The sequence below is a fragment of the Companilactobacillus ginsenosidimutans genome, from assembly GCF_001050475.1.
GTDB lineage: Bacteria > Bacillota > Bacilli > Lactobacillales > Lactobacillaceae > Companilactobacillus > Companilactobacillus ginsenosidimutans.
This window is the reverse complement of record NZ_CP012034.1, coordinates 1,634,121-1,646,509: the sequence shown is the minus strand read 5'-3', so window position 1 is coordinate 1,646,509 and position 12,389 is coordinate 1,634,121. Positions and strand designations below refer to the sequence as shown.

The window sequence follows — 12,389 nt, the reverse complement described above, 5'->3', positions numbered from 1 at the left end:
ACTGATGTTAAACAAGTTAGCTTTAGGTGGTATTCGACATCGTCTAAGAGATTACAGTGTCTTGTTTTCTGGCTTGATGATTGCCGCAGCCATCTTCTATATGTTTATGACCTTAGCCATGAACAAACAATTTTTAAATTCTAATTCACCAGCCGCGGCGACAGTCTTTATCTTTGGAGTGGGTGCTGTACTTTTAGCAATAATTACTGTCGTCTATATAAATTACGCAAATAAATTCCTTTTGAGCATGCGTCAGAAGGAATATGGAATGTTTATGATGCTTGGTGCCAAAAGTAGCAAAATTTCTAAGATGATTTTTGTGGAAACATTCGCTATTGGCGCTATCGCATCAGCAATTGGTATCTTAATTGGAATTTTAGCAACCGGATTCGTTGGCGATATCTTAGTTAAAAATATGGGCATGCAAATTTCTCACTTTAATAGCTTTTACATGCCAGCACTACTAGTAACAATTGCATTCTTCGCTTTAATTTTCATTATTTCAGCAATCAGAAATTCAATTACACTTCGCATGACAAAAGTTTTAACACTGCTTCAAAAAGACAGTCAACCAACTAAAATTAAACGCAACACTGTTTGGACTGCGGCTCAATCAGTCATTGGAATAATTTTATTAGCAGTCGGATACTTCAGCATGATTTATATGGGAAAGAATCCCGGATTCATTATGATTGGTGTCGTAGTGGCTCTAATCACAATTGTTCTGGGAACATATTTCATTATCAATTCATTAACAACCACAATTATTAATGCGCTTAAGCGCAAGAAATCATTTTCTCAAAAAGGGTTGAACAATTTCACCTTGTCACAATTGAATTTCAGAATTGGTGACTATACAAGAATTCTTTCAGTTGTCTCAATTATGTTTGCTTTGGCACTTGGTGCAATTACGGTTGGATTGGGTTTCCGTGGCCAAATTGATACTACTGTGAACGGCCAACATTGGTATGACACTTCAATCATCAATATTGGTGACAAAGAGAATGCTCAATTGGACAAGATTAATGATAAATCTATCTACGAATATGATTATAAAAATGCTAAAGATGGAATTTATGTTAAACAGTCTGCCTTTAATGATCAGCCACTGAAAATTAAGGTTTTCAATGGTAATGTTATGGATTCAAAAACAGAAACAACTTCAAATGTTGAAAAAGCTAGCTTTGACCTGCAGTCATTATCAGCTACCGGTGAAGATCAAGCACCAGTCAAAGCTGTTAGCAACGAGAAATTCGATCAGATTTCAGCGAAAACTAACAAAGTGACATTTGTTAAAACAGATTCATTCAAGAAAAATTTTGCCGAAATGAAAGCCATCTCTAAAATTCAACAGAAACGTTTCCCAAAGCTGGTACAAATGCAGACTGATAAGTATTCGGCCTACACTGTCATCAACGGATTCTACTCTGGACTCGAATTCATGGGATTCTTCCTGGGAATTGCTTTTCTAGCCATGTTAGCTAGTTGTCTAATGTTCAAGATTTTATCTGGAGCAGCAGGAGACGTAAAACGTTACAACATGCTCTACAAGATTGGTACTAGACAAAGAACTTTACGTAAATCTATCAACAAAGAAATTGCCGTGTTGTTCGCAGTTCCTGGAGTGATTGGAATTGTCCACGTATTAGTTGGTGTTCAAATGTTTAAAGGACTATTGCCACACCCATACGTTGGGATTGAAATACCATTTGCCATCTTCTTAGTCTTGTACTTCCTGTACTATTTCGTCACGAGGTACTTGTATAAGAAGATTGTATTGAAGTAAATTAGTTCTTTCCTGTCGGTTTGCTGCCGTCGTTTTTCAGAAACATATTTCAATATTAATGACTAGAAAAACGTTTATTTATTCACTAAGTAATCACATATATGTTCCTTTTGTCTTGAAAATTGTTTGTCAATATATTGCGATATAAGGCTCTACAACACTCTTTCTGCTTGTTATACTCTTAACAAGCAACTCTCATGGCGAGAGATAAAGAGGAGATTTTTAATGAAATCGAAAGCTATTCTTTTGACTGGATTGATTCTGTCAGGATTTATTGTTCCAGCAAACTCAATTACAGAAGTTAAAGCATTAGATGTGGATGATGTATCAAGTATTAGCAAGAATGATTTAGGTCGCAATTCATCAATGTTTGACGAAGATAATAATGGAAATAATAAAGACCGTGGCAATTACCCATTACCAATCGATCACCCCCTTGCGGATAATGAAGTTATTATCGGAAAACCAATTGATAAAGATAAAATTAATGGAGACACTTTAATTTTGGTGCCGGTTAAGCGAAACACTGATGGTAAGATACTTGGTTATGACCGTTTCAAAATTGATGGTAGGTTCGTATCCAGTTTGTTGGATAGTACTAAGGGCTACTCGGTTGTTCCAGCTGGTGTAAACGTTTCGACTTCTTGGGAAGGTGTTTCAACATATCTTCCACAAAAGAATTCAACAGACAATAACGGCAATGTAGGGACAGTTCGCTTTCCAAAGTTTAAATATAACGACTCAACTAATACGATTGATATCTACGATAATAAAGACAATTTGATGCAAGACGGATATGTTGTATATCACCTTCAATATTCTTCAATTCAAGTAAATTACTTCTTGGAAGATACTAAAGAGAAGATTGCTACTAAGACTGTTCAAGTACCTGTTGAGGAAGGCTTTCAGTTTAATCCGTTGCATAAGGTATTAGAAACTCCTCATCCAGGTTATTTAAACTATTTAGATTACGACAAACCTAATTCGGATGGTAGCTTGTTAACATTCGATTATTTATACGGCAGATTTGATTGGAAAAACAAGAATCCCGAAGATGCTGTTTTCAATGTTTATCTTAAAAAGGCCAAGCCAGCAACAGTTGACGTGACTTATTACTTAAATGGTCGTCAATTACACCGAGTAACTAAAGATGTAGAGGTTAATAAATATTATCCTAATGGCCAGTCAGAGTTTGCTGCTAAACAGTTGGATGAAGTTAAAGACCTTTCTGTTGATACTGAGAAATCAGTTATCAGAACAAAGAATCCTAATTATTCGTTCGACAAACCTTTGTTTGAAAATGCAGAAGCTCTCACAAATATAAAAAATTCTCTTTTAAATGAATCTTTCAATGATGGAACTAATCCATTGAAGTCTTCCACTTCACTATTGTGGGCTTATGTAGCAATGTCTGGTGCCGGTGAGAAATTCCGTTACATGGCATTGTCTGATGGATTTTCCGGTGGAACCTATGAATCAAAATTGTATTTAAAGTCTGACTCGCACACCGTAAATGATTTAACAATATCAACTAACTTGGGAGATAAAGTTATTAAGGATGTTTTTGGAGAGATTGGAACAACTATTACTGTTGATGTACCCAAGGTTGATGGATATACACCAGATAAGACAACTATAAAGGCAAAAGTAAATGGCAATGGAACTATTACGACTGATGAAAAGGTCGTTTATTCAAAGATTGAAACGCCTAAACCAGATCCAGAGCCAATCGAACAAAACGAATTTGATGGGTTTATCGGAACTATGAATAACACGGTGAAGCTATATGAATTGTCGGATAATAAGTTAGTGGCATCCCCATTGCGTTCACTATCCAAGTTTTCTGATTGGAAAGCTGACAAAACATTAAAGTTTGAAAATGAAGTGTATTACCGTGTTTCAACAAATGAATGGGCTAAGGCTTCTGATGTGTACAGATACAAGTATTCAAATGGAATCGTTAGTACAACTGAGCACAACGAAACAAAGATGTTCAGCAGCAATTTAGAACAATCTAACCGTTTCCTAGCAAACGACACCAAATGGAAGTACGACAGGATTGCATATCTCGGATCCGATGAAATTAAACATTTCCGTGTTTCCACCAACGAATTCGTACATCACGAACATGTGACTAAATAATAGATACTAAAAAAACATCCCTCTAATTGACCTGGAGGGATGTTTTTGTGTGCTTATATATTGGGACTAATGTCTTATGTAGTTGTTGGTAGACCCCTGACTAAAATCACTGGGGATGTTCACCCCTCAACAAAATAATAGAAAGTAAATTAGCCACGTAACAATTGAGCATCTCCTTATTTAAGCGGAGGTAGTTGGGTCAACTTACTCGTTGTTTTCAAAAATGGTTGTAAGTACGTCTTCGGACGTTCTTTTTTTAATATTAGAATGTAATCGCTTACACAAAATGTTAAAAATATTTTTAGTTTTTTTGAAAATTCATTTTCGAATTGCCTTACCAGCGGTATCATTGACTTGTTTATTTGATTCAATTGAAATTTAAGTGTAGGTCGAAAATTATTTTGATTGCTAAATTGGATTAAAAACATTAAAATTTCTTTAATAGTCATTTTTAGTTGGAGTGTGGATTACTGGGTTTGGGGGTTGTCGATTTCTATGTTAATGCTCAAAAGTTACCCGGGTTTAACAACGCTCTTATAAACGAAGGGAGAAGTATCTATGTCAATGATTGAATTCCGCGATGTGCAAAAGTATTACGGTAAGTTTCATGCTTTGAAGGACATTAACTTGGAGATTGATAAAGGGGAAACTGTTGTTTTGATCGGACCTTCTGGTTCTGGTAAAAGTACTTTGGCTCGTAGTGTTAATGGTCTTGAAAGAATTCAAGAGGGTCAGCTTATTGTTAATGGTCGTGATATTGCTGACAAGAGTACTGATATTAATCGTATCCGTACTGATGTGGGGATGGTTTTCCAACATTTTAATTTATACGCTAATAAAGATGTGCTTGAAAACGTTATGATTGCGCCAAGAATCGTTTTGAAAATGAATGAAGAGGAAAACAAGAAAGCCGCTATGGCTTTGCTTGACCGTGTTGGTTTGGCTGATAAGGCTCACAATATGCCTTCACAAATTTCCGGTGGACAAGCTCAACGTGTGGCAATTGCTAGATCACTAGCTATGAAGCCTCGTTGTATGTTGTTCGATGAACCAACTAGTGCGCTTGATCCTGAAATGATTGATGATGTTTTGGGTGTTATCAAGTATGTTACTAGCCAAAGTGATATGACATCTTTGATTGTTACTCACGAAATGGGCTTCGCTCAGGAAGTTGCCAACCGTGTTATTTTCATGGCTGACGGCCAAATTTTGGAAGATGATAAGACAGACGTATTCTTCGATCACCCTACAAATGAACGTGCTAGACAATTCTTGAGTAAAATTATTAAGCACTAGGAGGGGAGTAGCGCATGAAAAAATTTAAATATGCTGCAATGCTTGTCATGTCTTTACTCGTCGCATTAGTGCTAGCGGGCTGTGGTTCTAAGCCACTCTCACAACAAAATGTTTTGCAAAACGCAAAAGATGCTAACACTATTAGTTGGGGTGTTAAGGCAGATACAAAATTGATGGGATTGGTCGATGTTAAAGACGGCCAGGAAAAAGGTTTCGAAATCGATATGGCTCGGGCTCTTACTAAGAAAATTCTCGGTAAGAATGGTAAAGCCAAGTTCGTTACTGTTACTTCGCAATCACGTATTCCTTTATTGAAGAACGGTAATATCGATGCAATTATGGCCACAATGACCATCACACCTGAACGTCAAAAGGTAATTAACTTTTCCAATTCATATTTCGATGCTGGACAAGCTATTTTAGTTAAAGATGATTCACCAATTAAGAAAGTTCAAGATCTGAATGGACGTACAATCATTGGTGTTGTTGGTTCCAACTCAGTTGAGAATGTTAAAAAATATGCTCCAAAAGCACGTGTTTTACAACTTCAAGATTATGCACAGGCATTAGTTGCTTTGAAGTCAGGACAAGGGGATGCTTTAACAACTGATAACGTTATTTTAGCTGGTATGGCAGTTGAAAATCCTGGTTACAAAGTTCAAGGTAAAGCCTTCACCACTGAACCATATGGTATTGGTATCAATAAAGACCAGCCAGAATTCAGACATGCTTTGAACAAAGCAATTAAAGAAGTTGAAGAAGACGGTACATATAATAGATTGATTAAGAAATGGTTCGGTAATGTTCCAGGATTCAATTATAGGGAGGTGCTACGCTAATGATTACAGCATTTACAAATAACTGGCAAAACTTCCTAACTGGATTTGGCTGGACAATTCTTTCATCTGTTGTGGCATTGTTCTTCAGTCTAGTTATCGGATCGTTGTTTGCCATTCTTGAAGTAGTACCAGTTAAATTTTTACGTGTAATTGGAAATATCTACGTTGAAATTTTCCGTAATATTCCATTACTAGTTATCACAATGTTTTTCTACTTAGTTATTCCTTTGTACTTCGTTAAAATCAATGGATTTACAGCCGGTACAATCGGTCTAACAATTTATACATCAGCATTTATTGCTGAAACTGTTCGTTCAGGTATTATTTCAGTTGATCCTGGACAAATGGAGGCATCACGTGCCATGGGTATGAAATATACGCAAGCCATGCGCTATGTCGTGTTGCCACAAGCTTTCAAAATGGTAATTCCACCACTAGGTAACCAATTCGTTAACTTAGTAAAGAATTCATCAGTCCTAGCCTTTGTTGCTGGATTTGACTTGATGTATCAAGGAAATGCTATTGCATCACAAACTTTCGATACTGTTAATACCTACTTGGTAGTTGGTCTATTTTATTTGATCATTACATTGCCAATCAGTTACTACATGCAGCATCTAGAAAGAAAATTGGCATAGAGGGGAGAATGAATTATGCAAAATTGGATTGATGCTTATTCAGCAGTAAACCTACGATTCCTTCTCCAAGGACTCTGGGTCACTGTAGAAATTTCAATTATTTCCGTTGTTTTCAGTTTGATTATCGGTTCTATTTTGGGAATTATTAGATATACAAAAATTCCTTGGTTGTCAAAAATAGTTGGTGTCATTATTGATATTATCCGTAACTTGCCACTACTTTTGATTATCTTCTTCGTTTACTTTGGACTACCAGCCTTCGGGTTTAAACCAGATACCATTCCAGCCGCCATCCTTGCGATGTCAGTCTTTGAATCAATGATGGTCGCAGAAATCATCCGTTCAGGTATTTTGGCTGTTGATCCCGGACAAATGGAAGCTGCACGTGCCATGGGAATGCGTTATCCACAAGCAATGTGGCATGTTGTCTTACCACAAGCATATAAAAAGATGATTCCAGCCTTAGTTAGTCAATTGATTTCATTGATCAAGGATACATCTTTGGCAACAATCATCGTTGTTCCAGAATTAATGCAACATGCGCAAGTTATCTATGGGCAAAATGCTAACTTTATCGTTCCAATGTACTTAGCTCTAGCAGTTTTGTACTTCATTGTATGTTATGCATTATCAATAGTTTCAAAACTAATCGACAGACGACTAGCTTAAGTTTAGTTTGACGAGTATCAAAATACTTGTTATGATTCTAGTCATTAAACGAGCAATTCAACATATAGTTAAACCGCTCTCTGTATTGAGTAATCCTGCACTTTAGTGTAAGAAAGCCGGTGGTTGATGCGAACCGGTCAGGGTGTTTAGGATGAAATACCAGATATGACTTGGTTTTCCAAGCGGAAGAGTACCGTTAACACTCACGAGTGAAGGTCTATTTGTGACCTTAAGCTGGGTGGTACCACGGTTACGTCAATCGTCCCTGTTGCAATTGTTGCAGCGGGGACGATTTTTTATTTGGAGAAATATTATGGAGAAAAAAATAAGTTTTCGAGAATCAATTTTAATATTAATCGTTATGTTGATTGTCCTAGGAACAGGGGTAATCGGCTTCGGATTATCACCACAAACACCAGTCTTAGCAGTGATTGCGCTAGTAGTCCTCTGGGCAAAAATCCGCCACAAGAGTTGGGATTCAATCCATGACGGAATAATGGATGGAGTAAAAAATGGTATCGTGCCAATTTTTATTTTCATCCTAATCGGAGCCCTAATTGGAACTTGGATAGCCGCTGGAGTTATTCCATCAATGATGGTCGCCGGATTCCACCTAATTTCTGCACAGTGGTTTGTGCCCTCAGTTTTCCTAGTATGTGCGCTAATCGGAACATCAATCGGATCAGCGTTCACCATCGTTTCCACAATCGGAATCGCCTTGTTCGGAATGGGAACAACCATGGGAGTGAACCCGGCCCTCGTTGCTGGAGCAATTATTTCTGGTGCTATCTTCGGAGATAAGACGTCACCGTTGTCAGATTCTACAAATTTGGCAGCAGCCATAGCTGATTCAGATTTATTTGCTCATATTAAAAATTTGATGTGGACCACAATTCCAGCCTTTGTAATTTCTTTTATTTTGTACTGGATTTTAGGATTAAATGAAGCAGGCGCCAAGCTAACTAACATTCAACCAACTCTTAATACATTAAACACGCACTTTGCGGTTTCTTGGTGGGCTGTTTTACCGATTATATTATTATTCGTCTGTGCAATAATGCGAGTTCCAGCTATCGCAACCTTATTACTCAACGTAACAGTCGCAATCGTGATGATTTTCGTCCAAGTTCCAGGGATGACAGTTCAAAAGATTGCGGGATTCATTCAAGATGGATTCGTCTCAAAAACAGGGAACGCCAATGTTGATGCCTTACTGACACGTGGAGGAATTAGTTCAATGATGGGAACAATATCGTTGATCTTTCTAACTTTGTCATTAGGTGGGTTATTGATGAAATACGACATTATTCAAACCGCCATCGAGCCCTTAGCCAAGCGTCTCAAGTCACCAGGGTCAGTAGTGACAGCCACAATTCTTTCAGGAATCGGTGTAAATATTTTCGTCGGTGAACAATATTTATCAGTTATCTTGCCAGGAAAAGCATTCAAAGAAACATATACCAAGCGTGGATTAGATAATTTAGCCCTTAGTCGTGTCCTAGAAGACGGGGGAACAGTTATTAATTACTTGATACCTTGGGGAGTTGCCGGAGCGTTTGCGGCCAATACATTAGGAGTTTCGACAATTGAATTCTTGCCATTCTGTTTCTTCAGTCTATTGTCACCAATCTTATCAATCCTAAGTGGATTTACCGGAATAGGTTTGAAAAAATTAAATTCAGCCAAAGAAGCCAGTATTTAAGCGGCTTCTTTTTTATTAAAAAATTGAATTTTCCTTATATCAAAATACAATAAGTTATTTTTGATAAATAGTTGTCAATAAATATATAAAAAGTACAGAATAGAGATGTAATAAAGAAATAATATACAGTAAAAAATGACACAATTCACAAATTGATTGTTACCTCTTACAATTAAAACGTGTTACTTTTAGTACGGTAAAAAATAGATAGAAGGTGTAGAGATGAATAGCCCTAAGCAACTCTCGTATGAAGATCAGCTAAACTTATTCGCTGAACGAGGGATGAACCTAGATCCCGAAATGCGAGACAAAAATATAAATGCAATCGAGGCGATTGGATATTATACATTGAAGCAATTTGCCTATCCATTTGCCTATCGGGACGGATATAACACCCCCGATTACGATGGACTGTCATTTGACTTTGTAGTTAAGAGATATTATCAGGATAAGAATTTAAGAATCAACTTGTTACATGCGATAGAGGATATTGAAGTTTCAATGAATAGCTTGATATCACACGTTTTAGGTGATAAATATGGTCCATTCGGACACCTAGATTTTTCGAAGTGGGCAGATAAGAAGATATCAGCGTATTCACTAGAGGAAAAACAGTTTTATTTTAAAAAATCATTACTTAGACAAGCATATAATTCCAATATATTGGATCTAGATTACCGAGAAAATTTAAACGCCGATAATTTTCCAACAGTCTGGTTAATGACAAACTTACTAACCTTTGAAACAACATCCAGTTTGATAAGAGTAATGTCAGACGAAAACATTAAATATTTCACGGATTACTTTGATTGTTCAAGAGAAGAATTAGTTTCATGGTTAGAATGTTTAAACTTCGTAAGAAATATATGTTGCCACAATTCAAACGTGCTAGATATATCACTGTCACAAAACGCAGTAGCACCAAAAGATTACAAAGAATATTTGTGGTTTAAGAATATAAACGGTAATGTCAGTTACACAAATAAAATTGCACTAGTCATCGTAATAGTAGTCCACATGATGTACGCAATTAACCCCAAGTATCGTTTCGATAATATAAAACGATCGTTTACTAGTATTACCCGTGATATAGATGGGTCAATCGAGAAATTGGGATTTAAGAGCATGGATGCTTTTTATGATGTTTTTCGAAAATAAAGAAAAGAGAGTGGAGGAAGCCGTTAAAATGCTGAGCATAGCCTAGAGGAGCGATTGATGCGGTTTGTGCATCCATCGATGCTCGTAGCTAAGCGGAGGCATTTGGCTTCCGGAACTCGTTTCCACTATAAAAATAGAACGGTTACCCAATGAATCGATAGCAAAGCAAATTCCCAGGAGCAAACAGCGGAGGGGAATTTGGCATCCATCGAACCAGCACTTAACTATTCTAATTTTTAGAAATAAATATATTTCCCTTCCTTCAATAACATTTCTCTCAAGCTCCTCATCACCACGAAACATAACCATCCTAAAGGCCACACAACCAAGTGGTCTTTTTTTTACCCAAAAATCAACGGATAAATTTTTATTTTATAAACCAAAATATTTATGCTTTTTAAAAAATCCTTAATCTTTTTCCTTTAAAATGTTGTATAATTAATTTAATTTGTTAGCGCTGTCAGCAAACTATTCATAAGACAGAGCTGCAAGCAATTTTAATTAGGGAAAAGGGGATTTTTTATGACATATAAGAAAGTTCTATTATCATCAACATTTGCTATTGCTATGACTTTAACAGGTGTTGCTGCTGTTCAAGGTAACGCTGATGCCGCTACTACTGACACAGACACTACACCTGCTACTGCCCAAGTTGCTGCTACAGATGCTACTGCTACAACTGCAGATGCTTCACAAGTTGTTATTCCAGCTGCTGAATTAACACCAGCTACTACAGATACAACTTCTGCAACTACTGACGATGCCGCTGCAACTACAAACGCCACAGCAGGAACTGCCGCAACTGCCGGAACAGCCGCTACTGCACCAACAGCTGGAACAGCTGCAACTGCCGGAACAGCTGCAACTGCACCAACAGCCGCCGTTGCTGAATCGGACTCCGCTACAGTTGCTAATACACAAGCAACTGCAACTGCTGATTCTAATGTTGAAGCTTCTGCAACTAATGCATATGACACAACAACAGCACCTGCTGGCACATCAAACCCAACAACTGATGTTGATTCTGTTGATACTATAATCAAGAATGCTGAGCAAACTCCAATCATTGGAAACGTTGTTGCCGGTGCTACTGGTTTGATTAAATCAACTACTAACAAAGGTGGAAACTTCGTTAAAAACATTCAAAACAAAGTTATCGATGGAGTTGGTCAAATTCCACTAGTTGGACCTTTGGCTTCAGGCGTTATGAAGGTTCTTCAACCATTAGACTTAGTTGATAACGCTGTCGGTGGTGCTTATGGTTTAGTTACTGGTAAGAGTGATTTGATTCCTGATCCAGACAATGCTGATGAAGAAACAAGTACTCCCGTTGTTTCAAATGCTAACTACACAAACAACGAAATCAACAGTACTGTAACTACTAAGGATTTAACATCACTTTATGACCAAGTTGGCCAACTACAAAGCCGTTCATTAGCACCAAATACAGACTGGTTCACAGATATTGTTAGAATTAATAACAACACTGGTGACACATTCTATCGTGTTTCGACTAACGAATATGTAAACGCTAATGATGTTATTTACAATGGTTAATTTATTTTTCGTATCCTCCTCAGTATCCGAAAATAAATAATAGATAAATAAAATCCCTCAATTTTGTAGTTGAGGGATTTTTTGTTAGTGCTATGATTAGTTCAATAATTTAATATCGAGGAAAAGCTATGTCATATAAAGTGGATTTTAAAGATGTATCAACCGTAGGTTTAGAAAGCTCACCGGTTTCCGAGTCTTTGGCGGGGTTGCGTGCCAATGAAGCTCGTTATTACTGGAATAAATTTAAGCATGAATTTGTTACATACACGCCGGAAGAAGATCCAGAGACACTTCCTGGGATTGAGAAAATCTTGTCAGAACGTGATATGAAATTTCCGTATAAGCCACTAGAAGTTACTCACTTTGAGGAAGATGGTATTAAGTTTGCCTATGTCTTTTACGAAAACGGACTGGCTGTAAACATTATGTACGCGGTCGAAGACGGTGGAAAAAGAGCTGTTGGATTCAAACTTTCAGATGGAATGGAAGTTCCCAAAGAGTTTGAAGGCAAGTTCAAATTTGCGCACCAAAAATCGAAATTGGCTGGTACGATTCGTGGCTCATTCTTTGTTATCAAAGGTGAATATTAGATAGAAAAAGCC

The 12,389-nt window shown here is 37.1% G+C and carries 10 protein-coding genes; all 10 read left to right on the top strand.

What is annotated here, in order from left to right; translation table 11 throughout:
* Positions 1-4 precede the first annotated feature (4 nt).
* The 10 genes from ABM34_RS08415 (at position 5) to ABM34_RS08365 (ending at position 12,377) form a co-directional block, all read left to right on the top strand.
* Positions 5-1,786, top strand: coding sequence for an FtsX-like permease family protein (locus ABM34_RS08415; RefSeq protein ID WP_048704957.1), 1,782 nt, complete (start codon positions 5-7; stop codon positions 1,784-1,786).
* Positions 1,787-2,011: 225 nt separating this feature from the next.
* Positions 2,012-3,928: a hypothetical protein gene (locus ABM34_RS08410; RefSeq protein ID WP_048704955.1), complete on the top strand. Its 1,917-nt coding sequence runs from the start codon at positions 2,012-2,014 to the stop codon at positions 3,926-3,928.
* Between the two features lie 558 nt (positions 3,929-4,486).
* Complete coding sequence (locus ABM34_RS08400) at positions 4,487-5,224, top strand: amino acid ABC transporter ATP-binding protein (protein WP_048704951.1); 738 nt, start codon at positions 4,487-4,489, stop codon at positions 5,222-5,224.
* Positions 5,225-5,238: 14 nt separating this feature from the next.
* The gene (locus ABM34_RS08395) at positions 5,239-6,063 is read left to right on the top strand and encodes a glutamate ABC transporter substrate-binding protein (protein ID WP_048704949.1); all 825 of its coding nucleotides are present in this window, start codon (positions 5,239-5,241) and stop codon (positions 6,061-6,063) included.
* On the top strand, positions 6,063-6,701 hold the full coding sequence (locus ABM34_RS08390; protein WP_048704947.1) for an amino acid ABC transporter permease: 639 nt from the start codon (positions 6,063-6,065) through the stop codon (positions 6,699-6,701). Before ABM34_RS08395 ends, ABM34_RS08390 begins: the two co-directional genes overlap by 1 nt.
* Before the next feature lie 15 nt (positions 6,702-6,716).
* Positions 6,717-7,370 (top strand): amino acid ABC transporter permease, encoded by a 654-nt coding sequence (locus tag ABM34_RS08385; protein WP_048704945.1) that lies wholly within the window; start codon positions 6,717-6,719, stop codon positions 7,368-7,370.
* A gap of 313 nt (positions 7,371-7,683) precedes the next feature.
* A complete protein-coding gene (gene nhaC / locus ABM34_RS08380; RefSeq protein ID WP_048704943.1) occupies positions 7,684-9,072 on the top strand; it encodes a Na+/H+ antiporter NhaC in 1,389 nt (462 codons plus the stop codon).
* Between the two features lie 222 nt (positions 9,073-9,294).
* Entirely contained in the window at positions 9,295-10,230 is a 936-nt protein-coding gene (locus tag ABM34_RS08375; protein ID WP_048704940.1) for an Abi family protein, read from the top strand.
* A 522-nt stretch (positions 10,231-10,752) separates the two neighbouring features.
* A complete protein-coding gene (locus ABM34_RS08370) occupies positions 10,753-11,787 on the top strand; it encodes a hypothetical protein (RefSeq protein WP_048704938.1) in 1,035 nt (344 codons plus the stop codon).
* 128 nt (positions 11,788-11,915) lie between these two features.
* Complete coding sequence (locus ABM34_RS08365) at positions 11,916-12,377, top strand: hypothetical protein (RefSeq protein WP_048704936.1); 462 nt, start codon at positions 11,916-11,918, stop codon at positions 12,375-12,377.
* Positions 12,378-12,389: the final 12 nt, after the last annotated feature.